The sequence below is a fragment of the Streptomyces sp. P5F9 genome (assembly GCF_057961495.1).
Genome location: NZ_JBXVPZ010000003.1, coordinates 79,866 through 98,833, shown reverse-complemented (window position 1 = coordinate 98,833; position 18,968 = coordinate 79,866). Strand labels below are relative to the sequence as shown.

Below are 18,968 nucleotides of genomic sequence, written 5' to 3'. Positions count from 1 at the left end.
TCACAGGGGTCTGTGCGGGCTCGGCGGCGCCGTGGTCTCCCGCAGCACCAGACGGATGGGCATCCGCACCTGCCCGACCGGCTCGGCGTCCGGTTCCTCCAACCGGCGCAGCAGCAGCCGGGCGGCCTCCGTGCCCTGCTCCGGCACCGGCTGGGCGATGGTGGTCAGCCCGATGACCTCGGCGAGTTCGTGGTCGTCGAAGCCGACGACGGACACGTCCTCAGGCACCTTCAGCCGGTGCCGGCGCAGGGCGCGCAGCGCGCCCATCGCCATTTCGTCGGACTGCGCGAACACCGCGGTCGGCGGGCGGGAGACGGCGAGGAGCTCGGTCATGGCTCGCTCGCCGCCCTCGACGGTGTAGCCGCCGTCCGCCTCCAGCGCCGGATCGTGGGCGATGCCGGCCTCGGCCAGCACGTCCAGGTACGCCTGACGGCGGTCGATCGGGGTGGTCCAGTGCAGGGGTTCGCTCGCCCCGGAGATCATGCCGATGCGCCGGTGGCCGAGGTTGACGAGATGCCGTACGGCGCTGGTGGCGCCGGCGTGGTCGTCGATGCCGACCACCGTGAAGCCGTCCCGGGGGCCGCCGACGGTGGTGGCCAGCGGCACTCCGAGTGAGCGCAGCGCCTCTTCTTCCTCCAGGTCGGGGATGAGCAGCGAGAGGACGGCGTCCACCCGCTTGCGCACCGGCAGCTTGGTGAAGAAGCGTTTGCGTGCTTCCGGAGAGTTCAGGTTGTAGAGCAGCACGTCGTAGCCGGCGGCGCTGAACACCTTCTCGGCGGCGTCGAGCACGGTGCCGAAGAACCAGCGGCCGATGTACGGCACGACGACCCCGATGGTGAAGGTGCGCCCGCTGGCCAGGCTGGACGCCGAACGGGATGCCGTATAGCCGAGTTGTGCGGCGACGGCCGTGATCTGGGCGCGGACCTCGTCGGAGACGCCCGGCCGGCCGCGCAGTGCGCGGGACACGGTGGACGCCGAGACGTCGGCGGCGCGGGCGACATCGGTGATGCTGACGGTCACAGCGCTTTTCTCCCGTCGGTTTCACATCGGTGTGATCTGTGGGTGACGTGACCGTAAACCCGCCCTCGCTGTTGCGCAAGCGTTTGCGTTCGGTTTTACTTGGGCCGATTCTTAAGTGAGACCTTCGAGGTCCATGTTCAGCGCACGCGTTTGAGCGCTGCGAGCCGACAGGAACTGCGCATGCGATACGCCCCGCCCGGCCTCTGCGTGAACGACTTCGCCCTGCTGCGCGACGACGACGGCACCTACGCCGTGCTCCATCTGCAGGGCCCGTGGACGGCCGAGTTCGATCACCTGAGAATGGAGACCTCCTACGGCCGGGCCACCTCCACCGACCTGGTCCACTGGCGGCCGGAGGGCACCGCGTTCGGCACCGGCCTGCCCGGCCGCTTCGACCAGCAGGCGGTGTGGACCATGCACCCCGTCCGGCACGGCGACGGAGCGGCCATGTTCTACACCGGCGTCTCCGGTCTCACCCCGGGCGGCTGGCCGGTGCAGTCGGTCGGGCTCGCGTACTCCGAGCGCACCGACGGCACCGGCTGGCGCCGGCACGGCACCGGGCCCGTTGTCGAGGCGGACGCGCGCTGGTACCGCACCGGCGAACACATGGGCTGGCGCGACCCGTTCGTCGTGCGCGACGACGAGTCCGACGGCTGGATCATGGTGGTCTGCGCCGCCGACGCCTCCCGGCCTGTCGAGGTGGGCGGCTGTGTCGCCTGGGCCACCTCGGACGACCTGGAGCACTGGACCGTCCAGCCACCGCTCATCTCACCGGGCGACGTCGACGAGTTGGAGTGCCCGGTTCTGGAGCGGCTCGACGACGGCAGCTGGCTCCTGCTCGGCTCCATCGGCGCCACGCGCGGTTTCGAGGCATGGACCGCGCCACGCCTGCGGGGCGCGTGGACCCGCCACGGCCCGCTCGGCCCGACCGGCTCCTACGCACCCCGCGTCGTCCCCGCCCCCGACGGCGCCCGCGTCGTGCTGCACACAACGCCCCGACGCGTGAACCTCACCGACTCCGGCGAACGCTGCCGCGGCATGCTCGCCCAGCCCAAACTCCTGGTGGCCGCGCCGGACGAGCCACCCCGCCTCGAATGGTGGCCCGGTCTGAACACCTGGCTCGGCGAGGAGACCGAACATCCCGCCCTGCATGCCGTCGGCGACCTCACCCTCACCGGCCGCGTCGAGATCACCCTGCGTACCGACACCCCCGGCGGCGACCGCCCGGCCCTGCGCGTCGGCTGCGACGGCAAGAACCTCTGGGTCACCGGCCCCGACGGGGACCGGCTCGGCGAGACGATACTGACCGAACCCGCCACCAGCCTGCGCATCCTCACCATCGGTGAATACGTCGAGGTCTACGCCGACGGGGTCTTCGTTCTCACCACTTTGTGCTACTCCGGCCATCCCGCCCCGTGGACGGTCGTGCCGGAGGGCCATACCCGCACCGTCCCCGTCCGCCCGGTCCGACTGCCCGACGTGGACCGCGACGACGCCTCGGCCATCTGGCCCGGCCCGCCACCGCGCTGACGGCCCACGGTCCCGCCCGGCGGACGACAGCGCCCGTCGCCGGGACCGGTTCGACGGCCGGCCCGGCGACGGGCGGTGTGACGGTACGGGTCAGGTCAGTTGAGGGTCCACTGCTGGTTGGTCTGGCCGTTGCAGGTCCACAGGACCAGCTTGGTGCCGTTGGCGGTCGCCGCTTCCTCGGCGTCGAGGCACAGTCCCGACAGGTTGTTGGTGATCGTGCCGTCGGAGTGGACGGTCCACTTCTGGTTGGTGCCGTCGTTGCAGTCCCAGATGATGACCTTGGTGCCGTTGGCGGTGCCGTTGTTGTCGGCGTCCAGGCACTTGTTGCCGTAGACGACGAGCTCGCCGCGTGAGGTCTGCGTGAAGGTCTCGTTCCGCCCGCCGAAACAGTCCCACAGGATGGCCTGGGAGCCGTCGGCGATGGTGTTCTTCTCCAGGCCGGCGCAGCGGTTCGAGGCGGCGCCGACGAGGGCGACGCCATTGGTGCCGGGGATGCCCTGGACGCCGATGGCGTCGATGTCGGGGGCGGTGCTGCCGGCGACGGCGGCGAAGCGCACGGTGTTGGTGCCCTTGCCCAGGTGCGCCAGTACGGACACCGTGCGATAGGCCGTGGCCGAGCCGGTCGGCGGGAAGGCGACCACGGACGTGTACTGGCCGTTGACCTGGATGGTCGCCTTGCGGGTGGTGCTGCCGCCGTTGGCGTAGGTGATGTCCACCAGCTTGGTGCCCGCCGCGCCGGTCGTGACGGCGCTGAAGGTGGGTGTGGTGGCCGCGGTGGTGTCCTCGTAGGTCGACCCGGACGCCTCGGTGCCGGAGACGGTGAGCAGGACGGCGTCGCCCGCCGGGACGGTGGTGGAGTAACTCGCGGCATGGGAACCGGCGTTGGTGCCCGTCCAGGCGTTGCGCACCGACGCGGCGGCATCGGTCAGGCCGAGGTCGGCCCAGCGCACGGTCATGGACGCCGACGAGGACGTGCGGTTGAGCAGCAGCACCGCGCGCTGGCCCGTGCCGGTGAGGACCTTGCCGTACACCTGAAGGTTGCGGGTGTCCTCGGCCACCTTGACGCCCTGCAGCCCGCGCGGGTCCTGGTCGATGGCGATGACCGCGGGGTTGGTGAGGATGTCGCGGGTGGTGGTGCTCATCGTGGCCAGGTTGTTGCCGGCCAGCAGCGGAGCCCCGGAGATCGCCCACAGACCCATGTGCAGTCGGTTCTGGGCGGCGGTGAGGCCGCTCATGCCGACCATCAGCATGTCGGGATCGTTGTAGTAGCCGGTGTGCTGGGCGGCCGGGTGCAGACCCCGGTCGAAATTGGTGAGCATCATGGCGGTGGTCGGCGTCTGGCCCCACAGGATGACATCGGTGCTGGTGCGCCACAGGTCGCCGTACCCGGTGGCCCAGTTCCACGGCAGTCCGCTGCCCCACTCGCAGAAGGACAGCACCAGCTTGTGCCCGGTCACGGCGGTGGCCGCTTCGTTGGCGGCGGCGATTGCCTTGTAGGTCGTCTCCTGGTCGAGGCCCTCCACCCGGCCGCCGCACCAGTCGATCTTGACGTAGTCGAAGCCCCAGCGCTGGAAGGTCTCCAGGTCCTGCTGGTAGTGGCCCTCCATACCGGTGTTCGGGGCGGCGGGGCGGGTGGTGGGGTAGTAGTAGCCGCAGCCGTTCTTGCCGGCGTCGGTGTAGATGCCGGCCTTCAGACCCTTGCTGTGGATGTAGTCGGCGACGGCCTTCATTCCGCTCGGCCACAGGTCCGCGTCGACGGCGATGGAGCCGTCGGCGTTGCGGTCGCCCTGCCACCAGCCGTCGTCGAGGTTGACGTACCGATAGCCGGCCGCCGCCATGCCGGAGGAGACGAGAGCGTCCGTCTGCTCCTTGATGACATCGGAGTCGATGCTGCTGGCGAAGCTGTTCCAGGACGCCCAGCCCATCGACGGCGGAGTGACGGCGGCCTGCGTGGTGCTGACCGCGGCGGGCTCGGCGGCCAGGGGACTCGACGGATCGTGGTCGGCCAGGACCGTCAGGCCGGCCAGGGCGAGAGCGAGGGCGAGGACGCGCACGGTGACGCGTCTGGCCCAGCCGAGTGCGGAGGTGTTCGACATGAGGGTGCCTTCCATGGTCAGTACCCGACGCGGAAGGTCGCGTCCTGCTGCGCTGTGGCCGTGGAGACGGGGTCGATGCGCAGGACGTAGTTCGAGTGGCGGATGTAGCGGGTCGGGTTGTTGTACGACCGGAAGGAGGCCCAGCTCGCGTCCGCGAGGCCCGCCGTGCGGTAGAAGGTCGCGTCGCCCGCGAACGTCGAGGTGCCGTCGTTGACGTCGAGTTGGAGGGCGTAGTTGTAGTGCCGCAGGTAGCGGGTGGGGTAGTTGACCGACTGGAAGGAGACCCCCGAGCTGTCGGCGAGCCCGGGGACGAGGGTCCACAGGGAGTCCTTGTACGGCTCGACCGGGTATTCGTCGATGCGGCCCACGTAGTCGGCGTGGCGGACGTAACGGGCCGGGTAGTTGTAGGACTTGAGCCGGTTCCAGGCGGGCGCGCCCCACTTGGCGAGCAGGTTGGTGTACTCGGCCGTGGTGATCGTCGCGATGCCGCAGTGCTTGGAGTTGACCGGCTGGGTGTAGGTCTTCTGGTCCAGGGCCGTCCAGGTACCGGAGGCCAGGCTGCTCGACTGCCAGGCGTAGAAGACACCGTTGGGCGTGTAAGTGTCTCCCCACAGCCACCAGTTGCTGGACGTGAGGGACTTGACCACAGTAGGGGCCTCGGTGCCGCCGTGCGCCACACCGGCGCTGTACTCGGTGAAGCTGCCCGGGTCCAGGGAGGTGGACCTGGCGCTCACCAGGGTCTGGTCCTTCTTGAAGTAGAGGTAGTTGTAGCCGTTCACGCCGACCGCCATGTCGCCGTCGATGACGTCGTAGCCGGGGTCGAAGAACACCTGCGGGGCGGAGGCGGTGACGAAGTCGCTGGTGTAGTTGACCATGATCACGTTGTGGCCGCTGTCGTTGACCGAGGAGTAGATGACCGCGTACTGGCCGCGGCCGGCGTCCCAGAACGCCTCGGGCGCCCAGCTGTGGGTGGTCATGTCGTGCAGCTTCAGGCGCCGGTAGCCGGTGAAGGTGCGCAGGTCGGCGGAGTCCCAGACGTGGATGTACTGGCTGTTGTAGCTCCAGTCGGTGCCCTTGAGGTCGGTGGCGATGACGACGAACGTGCCGTCCTGCTTGCGCATGAGGAACGGGTCGCGCAGGCCCAGCGCGCCGGCGGTCGGGGTGACCAGGGGGTTGTTCTGGTTGAGCGGCGTCCAGTTCAGTCCGTCGGGGCTGACGGCCAGGTGCAGGCCGTAGTCGGTGCCGTCGCCGAGGTTTGTCGACTCGGTGAAGTAGACCATCGCGTAGGCCGAGTCGGCGGCGTGGGCGGTGCCCGAGCCGAGGGTCAAGGCGATGGGGACTGCGGCGGTCATGCCGAGGAGGGCGCGACGGGACAGGTGGGGGTTTTGGCTCACTTGGGCTCCAGGGTGGCGTGCGGGGGCACCTGAACCGGCCGGATGAATGGCCGTTATTTCGAACGAAGTTCGGAAAATCGATCAGAACGTAGGGCCTGGTCATGTGCCCGTCAATCGACCTGGCGCGTATTTGTGTTTTCTGTGCGCACTGTGGCGACTGCGTACCGGGGCGACGCATGATGCGGCGTCGCCCCGGTACAGGTGGGTCAGCACTGGGTGTAGATGAAGCCGACCTTGTCCAGCTCGTCGCCGGAGCGTCCGTGGAAGCCGGCGATCTGTCAGCCGGACGGGGCGGTGCGGGTCACGCAGCCCGACGTGGTGGTGCCACCGGCCAGGGTGTTGCCCATGTTGGTGGTGAACTTGGCGTAGAAGATCCGCGTGGTGTCGTTGTACTTGCCCTCGCACAGGTATGCCGACGTCACGTACTCACCGCTGCCCAGCGTCAGCGAGGACGCGGTGCCGCCCGTGCCGCCGTGGGTGAGCGTGGTGCCGTTCGCGAGGGTGATGCCGACCTGGTCGACGCGGGAGCCGGAGCGCAGCGAGATCGTGGTGGCGCGGGCGGCGGCCGGGACGCTGTCGATGTCCTGGTAGTAGTCGCCGTGCGGACCGCCGAACTGGTCGCTGAGCTGGAAGTCGGCGTTGCGCGACCAGGTGAAGCCCCGGTGAGCGGGTCGTGGTCGGAGAGCATCAGCTGGTCGTCGGTCAGGAACTTGGAGTGCTCGTTGTTGTAGGACGTGGCGTTCAGCGAGACCAACTTGCTGCCCCGGTAGAGGGTCTTGTCGACGACCTCGCAGTCGTTGGGGACGGTGGTTCCCGTCTGGCTGCAGACGAGCGCGTAGCTGCCCTTGGTGGGGGCGACGCCGCCGCGGATCAGCTGGACCCAGATGTCGGTGAGGCCGTTGGCGGCGGCGCACTCGGCGATGGTGTCGCCGGAGCTGGTGTAGCGGGTGTTGCTGTCGCCCATGACCACGACCGCGTTGCCGGCGGAGTGTGTGGAGATGAAGTCGGTGAGCTGGCTGAGGTTGTCGGCACGGGCGGCGAGGTCGTCGTCATTGGTGCCGGCGTTGGTGCCCAGGTTGTGGAAGTCGACGTAGACGCCCTCGGGGAGGCGCTGGCGCATGAAGGTGAAGCCCTTGGGGGTCAGGCAGTCGCCCGAGCTGTAGGTGCACGTGTTCCAGCCCACCCGCACGAAGTCGTCCTCGTCGTAGGAGATCTTCGACAGGGTGTTGAGGCCGCTGCCGATGCAGGCGCCGCCGCTGGTGGCGGTGCGGTAGGCGTGCGCAGTGTCGGCCGCGTAGAGGTAGGCGTGGTAGTTGAAGTCCTCCTGTACGTGGACGATGTCGTACGGCGCTATCCGCTCGCCGATGGCCGTCGTGGCCGACTCACGGGGCGTCGGCGCACTGTTGACGGCCTCGGGCAGGCCCGCGACGTTGTAGCTGAGGACGCTGAAGGCACCGGAGTCGACGGCGGCCGCGAAGGGGACTGCCCCGGTGAGCCCGCCGACAACGGCGGCCGCCGTCGTCAGGCAGGCGAGGGGTCTGCGCGTGAGGGTGTGTCTCCCGGGGAGAGAAAGCGGTTGCCTTGGGGACGTGGCAGAAATTACCGCTGGTTACCCGGGACCTGTCGAGACTTCGAGCGCACTTTCGCAGGAGTTGCCGTCCGTACGCGGGCGATTCAGATCCGCGCCGGGAGTGATTCGCGGTGCGGATTCCTTCGATGCCGTTCCCACAGTGCTCTCGCATTGTCCGGCTATGTACGGGACCTGGGGCGGTCTCCGCCGCCGCAGCCTCAAGTGCCTAGCGCTGGCTGCCGGATGCGTCGCGGTCGGCCACGACCACGCTGTCGCGTCGGCCGTCCGGCGCCAGAACCAGGTCCTGGCGCCGGCGCAACAGAAGTTCTCCGCCGCTCGGTGGACGAGCCTGGCGATGCGGAGTGTCCGGCGCCGACCTGCCCGGTGGAGCCGGGGCTCGGGAAGTCGTTGACGGGAGCCCCCAGGTCGGCGTGTCCGGCGCGGGCACGCCGCTGTCGGCTGACCGGTTCTGGGCCACCAGCAGGGCGAGAGCGGCCGCGGCGGCAGCGGCGAGTGTGCGACGCCCCCTGTCGGGCAGGGTGCGATGGCGTCCGCCTGAAACCGGACCCGCCTGTTGCCGCCCTGGTTCGGGCCGCCATGCTTCGGGGGCACTGCGGCCGGGGCGTGTGGCGAGGTAGCCTCGGCCTCCCCAGCCGAGCACGGCATCGGCGATCAGAATCCCCCAGGCATCGTCACCCTTGCCCTCGACACCTTCTTCCGCGCCAAGGGCTACCCACCAGTGCCGACGGCACGCTCACGCTGAGCAGCGAGCTGGGGTCGACGGTGTTCATGGTGTCCCTTCCGCTCGGCCCGGCAGGTCTTACGGACCGGTGACGTGACGGGCGAGGCCCACCGGTTCGTGGGGTGTGCGGCCCTAGCGTTCGGCGTATGCGTGTACTGCTCACCTGCGATGCCGGATTCATCGGGTCCCAGGCCGTGACGGCTCCGCACGCCCGCGGGCACGAGCCCGTCGTCTACGACGTCCGCCGTGCCAGGGGTTCGAATGTGCGCAACCCCGCCGCCCTGACCGGTGTGGACGCCGTGTGCCACCAGCCGCGATGGTCGGCCTGGGCGGTGCCCGGCTGGGCCGCCTCGGCACGCAGCCTGGCCAGGTGCCCGGCCGGCTGCGGGTATCACGGACGGGCAGGCCCGACGCCACCGTCACGATCCGGGCCCCGGCACACTCCGGCCCTGGGCTCCGTCACGTCATGCCCGGGTGTGACACGGAGTTCGGCACCTGGGTGTGATGTGCCGTCCCTTCCTCCCGCCTCAGCGTCACCATGCCTTGACCAACCAGGACCGGTCTCGCAGGAGCGCGCATGCAGCAGCACGTCGACATCGACCACATCGTCCGGCTCTACCGCGCCTACGCCCACCATCCCGACCGGGTCCGCGAGAAGCAGCGGGAACTGCTCGCGCCGCCGACCTCGCTGAAGGCCCAACTCGACGACATCGAGGCGGAGATCACCCACCTCCTGCTGCGCGATGCTCACCCGGAGACGGTAGTGGAGATCGGCACCTACCACGGCCTGGTCCACCACCTGGATCCTCCAGGCCCTGAGGGACAACGGCACCGGCCACCTGTACTCGTACGAAGTCGTGGACCATGTCGCGCGCAACATCCCGGAGCAACTGTCCACCGGCCGCTGGACGTTCACGCAGGGAGACGCTCGGGAGAACCTGGAGAGGGACCCGGACGCCGCGGACTTCCTCTTCATCGACGCGGCGCACTCGGCGAGTTTCGCCCGCTGGTACATCCGTGAGCTGTTCCCGCGCATGCGGCCAGGCATACCCGTGTGCGTCCATGACGTCTTCCAGGCAACTACCCCGCCTTTTTCGGATTGGCAGCCGCCCTCCGCTTGCACACACGCCTCCTCAAAAAACCGAACACAGTCTCAATTCAGGCCGTACCTCGGCGAGCAGATTTCTCTCTGGCTTCGGCGGAAGGACCCGCGCAGTGCGATCCCCTCGGCACGTCCGAACTTCCCAGCACGCCGGCACCACCGTTCCCGCAACTCACTCCCGTGGTCTGTCCGTCGTGCTCGCCTGTGCGGAGGGTGACTGGCCGCACCACGACTGGCCCGCGCCAGACGACCCGCATGTGAGCCGGGCGCTACCGATGTCCCCGCCCTACCGGGGTCTCCGCGAGACTGACGTGGATGTCGTGGTGCTGCGGTGCGAGGACCCGTCCGTCTCCCTCGCCGGGCTGTTGAAGGACATGGGCGCGATGAGTGCGCCGGTGATCGTGGTCAGCCCTCGCCAGGACGTGGAGGCGGTCGCCGAGGTAGTCCGGCGCGGGGCCGGCTATTTAGTCGACGGCGACTACTGCACCTGCATGCTTTCCTCGGCGGTCGTGGCCGCCACGGCCGGCCACACCTACCTCTCGCCCACCGCGTGCGCCGCCCTCCGCGACGCGGCGCAGCCGGTTTCGGACGGCCGGGCGGAGACGGAGCGGCTGCGCGCCCTGCTGTCACCCCGCGAGCGGCAGGTCATGGAACTGCTCTCCACCGGCCTCGCCGCGCAGGAGATCGGCATGCGCCTGGGACTGAGCAAGAAGACCGTCCGCAACAACCTCAGCAACATCTACGCCAAGCTGGACGCGCGGGGAAGCACAGACGCGGTCCTCCGATGGCTGGGAGCCGCGCCTGTGCTTCGCGCTTGAGAACGATTTAAGGAGCTGGGATCACCGACTCCGGTATTTCCACGTCGGTGATGTTCGGACCGCCCTGTTTGAATCCGGGAAGTTCCACGTCGGCACGGAGCTGGGCGTTCTTCGCCGTGCTGTCGGTGCTCCCACCGGCAGATTTGAGAATCGCGTCGGCCTCCGGTGTTCCGCACTTCACGTTGCGCAGCCAGAGCCGACCGTTCGGCGTGCCGTTCTTCAACAGCTGCGGATAGAAGACGTGGACGTCGGCGGAACCCTCGCTGGGGGAGAAGAACACCTTCTTCCCGTCCTGCTCCTCCTTGTACGTGGCCTTGAGGAAGCCGCTGACGTCGGTGCGCCTGTGGGACCACATGAAGAAGCCGATGTTGTCCGCATACACGTCGTCGTTACTGCTGAAGGAGAATCCGGTCCCGTTCGCGTCGGTCTTGAGGTTGAATTCGGACGTACTGAACTTGGCGCCGATGGAGATGAGCGAGCCGGCCAGGCTGGTGTCGCCGTCCACGGTGAATCCGTCCTCCATCGTCACCGTTCGGGTCACGGTCGTGGCCACGTCGAAGGTCTTGGCCTGATCGGTCTGGATGCCGCAGTTCTTGGACACATTGGAGACCCGCTGGTTGGGGCCGAAACTGTCCCTCTTGACCTGGACGTCGACGAACTCACAGTTCTCCAGCTCGATGGAGCCCTTGCTGCAGTCGGCGGCCACCTCGTCGGGTGTGGCGGCACCCGCGTTGCTCATCAGCGGTATTGCCACCGCGACGGCGGCGACCGGGGCCAGGACGAGGGCGAGGCGCTTCTTCTTGCTCCGGTGGTTTCCGCGACGGCCGGTGCTTGTCATGGTGTTTCTCCTGGTTGTGTGGGTGGTCGGAGGCTTCAGCAGTCGGAGATGATCGGCTCGCTGATGCCGTCCGCGAGGCCGGGTCCGCCGGCCGCGCCGGGCAGGATGACGGGACCCTCGACGACGTCGGGGGCCTCGAAGATCTGCTCGGCCACTGCGTTGGTCGTCGTGGTCGCGGGACGGGCGTCGATCTTCACGCGCCAGAGACCGGTCATGCGCTGCATGTTCGGAGTGAACTGCACGAAGAGCACCTTGCCGACGGGGATCTTCGGCGTGTCTCCCACGGAAGCGATCACCGTCTTGGTGGTCAGGTCCGTCGTTGCCTTGTGTTTCGTCCAGGAGACGTTCAGTATGCCGAAGAGTCCGCCTCCGCCGCCCTGCTGGGTCGCGGTGTACTTGCCCTGCCCCTGGGTCACGACCGCTGACCCCTTTATTGTGGCCGTCGCCGGCTTCTTCGCGTTCGGCTCACAGTTGGGGAATTCGGGGGTCGTCTGCTGCGGCTCCCCGCTGAAGGTCTCGAACTTGGTCTCCACGAAATCGCAGGAGTCGGCCAGTGGCGCGTCGGAGATTCCGGGGAACTGCTGCTCCTTACCGTCGATGACGCGGGCCTTCTGGCACATCCGCATGATCTCATCCGGCGTCTTGGTCGCGGCGTCGGCGGCGTTGGCCGACGGCAGCAGACTCACGATCACGCCACCCGTGGCGAGCGCCGACAACACGGCAACCGCCTGGATCTTCTTGTTCTTCTTCAGGGCCCTCTTGGCCACTTCTTTCTCCATTCCTGCGAATTTTTTCCTTCGGCTAGAGGGATTATTGGGCGAGTTATCAGGCGTTCACAGGGTCAAATGACCCTACCCGTAGGTCACTTGGAGTGGCCTTTCTCACTTCGCGAGTGCATCGGTCATTTCGGGCACAGTGAACAAGCCTGGCCTTCTTCTCGCCTGATGGTTCGTCAGTTACGCTGCCGGCTCGCCATTCGCCGGAGGAGATCCGTACGGGCAGGCGGGACGGACGGGTCGTCATCGTCACGGGCGCCGCGCGGCCAGGGTGAGCGGGAGGCGCGACTGTTCGGGGCGGAGGGGGCAGGGCTCGTGGTCGCCGGCCTCCTCGACGACCAGGGCGGGGCCCTCGCCACCGGGATCGCGGCCGCAGGCGGCGGGACGACCGTCAACACCTCCTCATTCACGGGCCTGACGGGCTTGGAGTACGTCGGCGCGTACGCCGTGACCAAGCATGCGAGCGTCGGCCTCACTCGGGTGGTCCGCTGGAGTCGGCGTCGAAGGGGCTACGGGGTGAAGGCGGTCTGCCCCGGCGTCGTCGACACCGCCATGACCGATCCGGGTGACAGGGCGTCCGCCGAGGCCGTCGACAGGTCGCCGCAAAGCCCCCCGCCCGTGAACTGCCCCGACTTTCACGGTCCGGACTGATCTTGTGTCAGGCGGACTGCGGGGTGCGCTGCTGGTTTCGCCGGAATTCGCGTTCGTACTCGACAGGCGGTACCTAGATGTTGCGGGTCAGGGCGTTGGTGACGGCGCATAGTGGTGGGCAAGACTGGTGCCGAGGTCGCGGAGGTGGGCCCTGGCTTCGGTGGGGCCGTGCACGGTGATGGCGCTCCCGAACGGCAGTAGTGCTCGCACGTCCTCCAGGTGCAGGAAGCGGATCGTCACCTTGCGGCCGCTTGCGGATTCATCGGGGTCGTCCGGGACGAGTCGTAGGCCGAAGATCCGTTGCGCTCGCTCGATCTGGGCCTGGTCGATGGTGGCGCTGACCTCTATCGCGTGGTTGCGCTCCCACTGGTCAACAAGCGCTGCGGCGACCGTGGCCAGGGTCTGGCTCTCGCGGATCCGTCGTGGCTGGTCGACTTCCTTCCACGTCGTGATCCGCTCGAGTCGGTACATCCGTGGCACTCGGGCGCGGTCGGCGACGAGGTACCAGATGCCGGCCTTGGCGACCAGCCCGTAGGGATCCACGACCAGCTCGCGTGGGCATGACTCGCGTGGGCTGTCGTACTCGATCCGTAGCCGGCGACCTCGCCGCACCGCGCCGATCAGCGAAGCCGGAGTCGTGGCGGAAGCTCGTGGCTGACGCCAGGGACGGCTGTCCACGTGCACTACGTCGGTGAGCGGCAGGAGTTCATGAACTCGACGTGGCTGCGCGGCGGCGATCTTGGAGAGCGCGCGGCGGCTTTCGGCCGATGCGTCGAGTTCCGCACGTTGCTTCTCGTCCAGCCCGGTGAGCGACAGGTGATCACGCTCGTCCGGTGTGAGCCGCGTGAGGTCGAGCCCGGACCCGGGCAGCATGGTCACGCCTCCGAGGCGGCCCCGGTGTGCGGTCACCGGCAGACCGGCGTCGCGGAGCCAGTTCAGGTCCCGGGTGATGGTTCGAAGGGACACCCCGAGCGCCGAGGCGAGTTCCTGTGTGTTGGTCACCAGCCGGTGACCGAGCAGGTCGAACTCCCGGCGAGAAAGGGCGACTTGTGTCCCGTCCCGCCATACCTCGCGGGTGTCCGGATCCAGCGCCACACTCCCGACACGCAGCAGTCGGCAGTCCTGAGCATGCCCGCGCCGCAGCAGCACATGCACACGAGCGACCACCTCCTCCAACTCGAACGGCTTAGTGACCTAGTGAGGAGGAGGACGGGTGGGTCGATGTCGGCGGCGCGCAGAGCGCCGTAGGTCTCGAAGCCGTCGCCGTCCGGGAGGATCGCGACGAGGACTACCAGGTCAGGGTGTAAGGAGACGCCGACCGGGACGGCGTCCTCACCGGGACCGGCCACGCACACGTCGAAGCCCGAGCTCGCGGACCTTCGTCAGCAGGGGACGCGTACCGTCGTCGGCGTCGACGACGAGCACACGCGCGGCGGCCTGGATGACCTATGCACCTTCACGTCATGGAGGATGCGGTTCCGCGACGTGGGGTGAACGCTGCGGAGGAGAACAAGACGTGACATCCCCGTGACAGGACAAGTGAACGGGCCGAGGTGGCAAGGAAGTTCCCCCGCGCCGGAGCCCGGGGGTCTCGCGGTCAGGAACGGGTGCGCTCGACCTTCGTCGTGCCGGAGCCGACGGGCTCGATCCGCAGCACGGTGCCGGTGAGGTCGGTGAGCGGCGTGACCTTCACACGTCCCTGCCCGCCGGGTGCCTTCGCGGTCACCCGGTACTCCGCCGGGTCGGCGTCGCCGATCTCCACCTCCAGCACCGCGCGGGAGTTGGGCGGCACCGTCACGCGTGCCGTGTGGGTGTCCGCCGAGCGGTGCACGGCGACCTTGACCGGGCCGCGCAGGGACGGGACCGTTCCCGCCACGTCGGTCAGGGCGCCGGTCCTGGGGCGGATGAGGAACTCGGCAGCTCCCGGGGAGGTGACGCGGACACCGAGCACGTGCCGGGGGATCGCATTGGCCGGAGCGGACGCCCAGGCGTGCGAGAGCGTCATGTTGGACTTCAGCGCGGGATCCCAGGCCTCGGTGACGATGGTGGCCTTGAGCGTGTCGAGCATGTGCAGCCAGGAGTTGGTGGCCGTGGAGGTGAGCAGCGCGAGCGCGGCGTCGGCGCGGCCGAGCTGGAAGAGGGCGTCGAGGAGGAACTGCGCCCCGTAGACGCTCACCCGCATGCCGCCCGCGGCGAGGGTGTTCCCGAGCCGGGTGCGTACCTCGTCGTCGAGGGTGTCCGCGACGCCGAGTGCGACGGGGAAGGCGCTGGCGTGCTGAGCGCTGTGCGTGGTGCCCTCGCCGTCGAGGAACCGGCCGGCGGCACTGTCGAGCAGGGTGGCGCGCATGGCGGTGGCGAGGGTGTCGGCGCGGGAGCGCAGGGCCTTGGCGTCGTCGTCCTTGCCGAGTACCGCCGCGCAGTGGGCGAGGGCGTCGAAGGCCGCGTACTGGAAGGCGTTGACGACGGTGTTGACGTTGGTGAAGACGTAGCCGTCGCGGCTGGCGGTCGGCCAGTCGACGAGGTCGCCCAGATCCTGGCTGGTGCTTCCGGGTGCCTTGCGGACCAGGCCCTGGGAGTCCAGGTAGGCGGTGAGGTTCTTCGCGGCGAGCAGGTCGTAGTCCTTGGCGAGCTGCCGGTCGTCGCCGGTGGCGAGGTAGTCCTCCCAGGCGGACAGTGCGCACATCAGGCGGTACTCGGTGGGCCAGGTGCCCTTGCGGACCAGGTAGTCGTTGGACCAGCGGGCCAGGGCGTAGGACCGCTGGACGCCGTACTCGGAGAGCTGGTTGATCAGTGCGTCGCCCTCGTAGGGGCCGCGTTCCCGGGTCGGGGTGTCGGTGTAGAGGTCGCCGCGGGTGGCTTCGATGGAGTACCGGCACAGTTCCCAGACCCGGTCGAGATCGGGGTCGGAGCTGTGGAAGGAGGCGTCGGTGTCGTCCCAGTCGAGCCGCCAGGCCCGCCCGGTGACGACGGCGGCGGACAGGTCGAGCGTCGTGCGCAGTTCAGCCCAGCGGAAGCCGCGGTAACCCCAGTGCTCGAAGCTCTGCTTCCCGTCGCGCAGGGTCCACACCTCTCGGTAGGTGTTGGTGGCGCGCAGTTGGTACTTGACGGTGCCGTCGGAGTTCAACTCCTCGCCCAGGCGCACTTCGACGGTGTCGCCCGCGCTCCCGGTGACCTCCAGGGACAGCCCGCCGACGATCTCCCGGCCGAGGTCCACCAGCCAGCGGCCGTCGGCGACCTTCGTTATGGAGGCGGGAGTGACGTCGTGCAGCCGCGGCGGCTCGATCGGGGCCGGGACGAGTCCGCCGATCGCGCTGCGGACGGCCGGGGTGTGCCAATCGCCGTCGTCGAAGCCGGGCCGCGTCCAGCCGACCGGCTCCTGCCGCAGGTCCCAGTACTCCTGCGGGACCGTGTAGTAGCTGCTGCCCGCGCTGCCCTTCGCGGGCAGTAGTCCGGCCTGGCGGCGCGCCTTCCAGTGGTCTCCCGAGGCGACGGTGTTCCGGCTGCCATCGGTGTACGTGATCTCCAACTGGGCCAGGAACTTCTGCTCCGAGGTGGTCCAGCACAGCGCGGCGAGCGCGTTCGCCTTTCCGCCGGCCCGAAGCGTCGAGGTGACGTCGAACGCCTGGTACGCGGTACCGGTGCCGGAGCGCACGGAGGCGTGCCCGACCACGGTGCCGTTGCTCCACACCTTGGCCACGTACTGGCGGGCCGGGTCGGGTGAGGCGGCCGCCAGGTAGAGGATGCCGGCGGCTATCTCCTTGCCCGCATCCGTGTCGTACTCGTGGCGCAGCAGCGCCCAAGTGTCGTCGGCCCCATAGGAGGAGAGCGAGGAGGCGCCGGTGGGGAATGTGAGCGTGCCGCCGGAGACCGTACCGGCGGAGAAGGTGCCCTTGTCGGAGGCGAAATCGTCGTCGAGGAGGACAGTCCCGTCGGCGGCGGTGAAGGTGACGCGGTCGTAGACCTGGGACTCGGTCAGGCCGTTACGGAGTCCGATGTTGCCGGAGGTGTATCGGGTGTCGGTGGTGGTGTCGACCACGGTGCCGTTGACGCTGGTGGTGAAGGCGGAGCCGGTCATGGTGACGGTGAGGTCGAGCCACTCCCCGGTGACGACGGCGGACGGCAGGCGGACCTCGCCGAGGACGCTGTAGGTGCCGTTCACGCAGACGTGCTTGCGCAGGATGCCTGGACTGCCGGCCCGTAGCTGCCACATGTAGTTGTTGGCGCTGTTCGCTGCGCGGAACCACACTCCGGCGGCCACGGTGGTGATGCTCAGCCGGGCTGCCAAGGTGCCGTCCGCCATGACGGGGCCGGACGGCACCCAGATCGGCTCGGCTTCCCACTCGTCCTCGACCGAGGTGGCCAGGAGGGCGGGCTCCGACCAGGCCGATCGCTTCTCACCCCAGCTGGCGACCCGCCACCAGTAGGCGGTACGAGGCCGCAGGGCCGTTCCCGCGTACGGCACGGCGGTGGAGTCGGCGGACCTGCGCTTGCCCGAGTCCCAGACGAGCCGCTCGTCCTCGAAACCGCCCGGAGTGGCGGCCAGTTGCAGCTGATAGGCCCGCTGGAGGGTACCGGCGCCGAAGTCGGGCACCTGCCAGCTGAACCGGGGGCGCTGCCCGGCGCTCGTGACGAGTGCCTGCGGCAGCAGGTCGGCCAGCGTCCCGGTCGGCGCGGGCGGCCGGCCGTGGGCTGTGACGCCGCCCGGGCCGTCGGCCGCGAGTGCCCGGGGCCCGCTCAGGACGACCGAGGCGGCCGTGGCACCACCGAGGTGGAGGAGTCTTCGACGCGACAGGTCCCAGGACATGGTGCACCCTCGGCTCGTGAAAGGTTTCAATACGATTGCCCGGAGATTAGGGTCCTGTCACAGGGCGGTCAATGCTTGCGTCAAAAATGGCCCATCGCGAAAGTGAAACGATTTAATCGCCTGGGTCACATGGTGGCGCGCAGGTGGCTCACGGTCACGAAGTGGTAGCCGCGAGCGGTCAGCATGCGCAGGATCTCGGGAACCGCGGCGACGGACGTGGGGTGGATGTCGTGCATGAGGACGACGTCGTTGCGCTTCACCTTGCCGATGACGCTCTGGGCGACCTTCGTGGCGTCGGGGTACTTCCAGTCCTCGGTGTCAAGGGTCCACAGCACAGGGGAGAGCCTGGTGGCGTGGCGGACGGTGCTGTTGACGGCGCCGTAGGGCGGGCGGAAGAGGGTCGGGGCCTTGCCGGTCGCGGCCTTGATCGCGGCGCTGGTGCGGTTCAGCTGATAGGCGATCTGCTCGGGGGTGAGCTTGGTGAGGTCGGGGTGGCTCCAGGAGTGGTTGCCCACCTCGTTGCCGGCGCGGGCCTCGGCGCGGACCAGGTCGGGGTGGGCGGCGACGTTCTGGCCGACAGTGAAGAAGGTGGCCCGGGCGTTGTACTGCGCCAGGTACGTCAGCAGGGTCGCGGTTTCCGGGGCGGCGGGCCCGTCGTCGAAGGTCAGGGCGACGCACATGACCTGCTTGCAGTCGGTGTCGTCGTCGCTGGAGGCCGTGTGGGTGGGCACGGCGGGAGTGGGCGTGGCGGCCGCCCCGAGGTCGAGCGAGCCGGACGGCCGTACGGTCTGCCGCTGGACGCGCCTGCCGAAGGCGGACAGCCAGGGGGTGACGGTCGCCGGGGAGAGGGTCACCACGTAGGAGCCGGCGGGGGCGGCGCCGACCGTGCCCCGGGCGAAGGTCACTCGCAGTCCGCCGTCGGCGTTGACGGCCATGTCGATCAGGAGGTCGCCGAGGTTCGACCGGTCTGCGAACGCCCCGTCCACCGTCTCCGCGTCTGTGCCGTCCCGGCCCTTGAGCTGCTTCTTCAGGGCGGCGACGAGGGCGTCCCGGGAGCCGTCGGCGACGAGGGCGAGGGCGGTGCGGTCCGCACCCGGCTGTCCGTCGTACCAGTAGGTGCGGGTGTCCAGCCCGCCCCCCGCCGCGGTGCCGTCCTGGGTGGTGAGCCGGACACCGAGGACGTCTCCGGAGGCGACCAGGAACTGGTGGCTGATGTTGAGTTCGCCGATGTCGCCGACGCCGCTGCTGTCGTCGCACGACGAGCGGAAGGTCGCCAGACGCTGCTCCACGTACTTCTTCATCGCGGACGTCATCGCCTCGGCGCCGGGCACGTCCGGGTAGCTGGTCGCGAAGGGACAGGAGCTGTCCTCGCTGCTGTCGTTGACGATCCGCAGACCCTTGATCTTCGAAGGGTCCACCGCACGGACCGGCACGGTGCCGGAGGACGACCCGGAGCGCGCTCCGACGGTCGCCGCGTCCGACGTCCCGGAGGAACCGGACGAACAGGCGGCCGTCAGCGAGAGCGAGCCGAGCAGCAGGAGAGAGGGGAGGACTAGCTGTGTGCGCATGAGGACCAGAACCTGGGCTAGGGGGCTTTTCGGAGTCCGATCGTCCAGGTCAGAGACGT

Annotated in this window: 11 protein-coding genes and 3 pseudogenes; 5 read left to right on the top strand and 9 right to left on the bottom strand. The window is 69.0% G+C overall.

Annotation, left to right across the window (positions count from 1 at the left end; all coding sequences use genetic code 11):
* Entirely contained in the window at positions 1–1,020 is a 1,020-nt protein-coding gene (locus AC31A1_RS01345; protein ID WP_489651376.1) for a LacI family DNA-binding transcriptional regulator, read from the bottom strand.
* 180 nt (positions 1,021–1,200) lie between these two features.
* On the opposite strand from AC31A1_RS01345, the gene AC31A1_RS01340 reads away from it, so the two are divergent.
* The gene (locus AC31A1_RS01340; RefSeq protein ID WP_489651375.1) at positions 1,201–2,550 is read left to right on the top strand and encodes a glycoside hydrolase family protein; all 1,350 of its coding nucleotides are present in this window, start codon (positions 1,201–1,203) and stop codon (positions 2,548–2,550) included.
* 95 nt (positions 2,551–2,645) lie between these two features.
* On the opposite strand, the gene AC31A1_RS01335 is transcribed toward AC31A1_RS01340, so the two are convergent.
* The 3 genes and pseudogenes from AC31A1_RS01335 to AC31A1_RS01325 form a co-directional block, all read right to left on the bottom strand.
* Positions 2,646–4,646 (bottom strand): RICIN domain-containing protein, encoded by a 2,001-nt coding sequence (locus tag AC31A1_RS01335; RefSeq protein WP_489651374.1) that lies wholly within the window; start codon positions 4,644–4,646, stop codon positions 2,646–2,648.
* 17 nt (positions 4,647–4,663) lie between these two features.
* On the bottom strand, positions 4,664–5,998 hold the full coding sequence (locus AC31A1_RS01330; protein WP_489651384.1) for a glycoside hydrolase family 43 protein: 1,335 nt from the start codon (positions 5,996–5,998) through the stop codon (positions 4,664–4,666).
* 248 nt (positions 5,999–6,246) lie between these two features.
* A pseudogene (locus AC31A1_RS01325) lies at positions 6,247–7,640 on the bottom strand (jacalin-like lectin).
* An 858-nt stretch (positions 7,641–8,498) separates the two neighbouring features.
* Between AC31A1_RS01325 and AC31A1_RS01320 the strand changes: the two are divergent.
* From AC31A1_RS01320 to AC31A1_RS01310, 3 genes and pseudogenes are all read left to right on the top strand, one after another.
* Positions 8,499–8,683 (top strand): annotated as a pseudogene (locus tag AC31A1_RS01320) (NAD-dependent dehydratase); the annotation flags it as partial.
* A 472-nt stretch (positions 8,684–9,155) separates the two neighbouring features.
* On the top strand, positions 9,156–9,671 hold the full coding sequence (locus AC31A1_RS01315; protein ID WP_489651383.1) for a class I SAM-dependent methyltransferase: 516 nt from the start codon (positions 9,156–9,158) through the stop codon (positions 9,669–9,671).
* 58 nt (positions 9,672–9,729) lie between these two features.
* On the top strand, positions 9,730–10,272 hold the full coding sequence (locus tag AC31A1_RS01310) for a LuxR C-terminal-related transcriptional regulator (protein WP_489651373.1): 543 nt from the start codon (positions 9,730–9,732) through the stop codon (positions 10,270–10,272).
* A gap of 7 nt (positions 10,273–10,279) precedes the next feature.
* Here AC31A1_RS01310 and AC31A1_RS01305 read toward each other — a convergent pair whose 3' ends face one another.
* Entirely contained in the window at positions 10,280–11,110 is an 831-nt protein-coding gene (locus AC31A1_RS01305; RefSeq protein WP_489651372.1) for a hypothetical protein, read from the bottom strand.
* A 35-nt stretch (positions 11,111–11,145) separates the two neighbouring features.
* A complete protein-coding gene (locus AC31A1_RS01300; RefSeq protein WP_489651371.1) occupies positions 11,146–11,877 on the bottom strand; it encodes a hypothetical protein in 732 nt (243 codons plus the stop codon).
* Positions 11,878–12,098: 221 nt separating this feature from the next.
* Between AC31A1_RS01300 and AC31A1_RS01295 the strand changes: the two are divergent.
* Positions 12,099–12,450: pseudogene (locus AC31A1_RS01295) on the top strand (SDR family NAD(P)-dependent oxidoreductase); the annotation flags it as partial.
* Positions 12,451–12,624: 174 nt separating this feature from the next.
* Here AC31A1_RS01295 and AC31A1_RS01290 read toward each other — a convergent pair.
* The 3 genes from AC31A1_RS01290 to AC31A1_RS01280 all read right to left on the bottom strand — a co-directional run bounded on the left by AC31A1_RS01290 (position 12,625) and on the right by AC31A1_RS01280 (position 18,909).
* Positions 12,625–13,557 (bottom strand): helix-turn-helix transcriptional regulator, encoded by a 933-nt coding sequence (locus tag AC31A1_RS01290; protein ID WP_489651382.1) that lies wholly within the window; start codon positions 13,555–13,557, stop codon positions 12,625–12,627.
* A 577-nt stretch (positions 13,558–14,134) separates the two neighbouring features.
* The gene (locus tag AC31A1_RS01285; RefSeq protein ID WP_489651370.1) at positions 14,135–17,341 is read right to left on the bottom strand and encodes a family 78 glycoside hydrolase catalytic domain; all 3,207 of its coding nucleotides are present in this window, start codon (positions 17,339–17,341) and stop codon (positions 14,135–14,137) included.
* Positions 17,342–17,466: 125 nt separating this feature from the next.
* A complete protein-coding gene (locus AC31A1_RS01280) occupies positions 17,467–18,909 on the bottom strand; it encodes a polysaccharide deacetylase family protein (protein ID WP_489651369.1) in 1,443 nt (480 codons plus the stop codon).
* Positions 18,910–18,968: the final 59 nt, after the last annotated feature.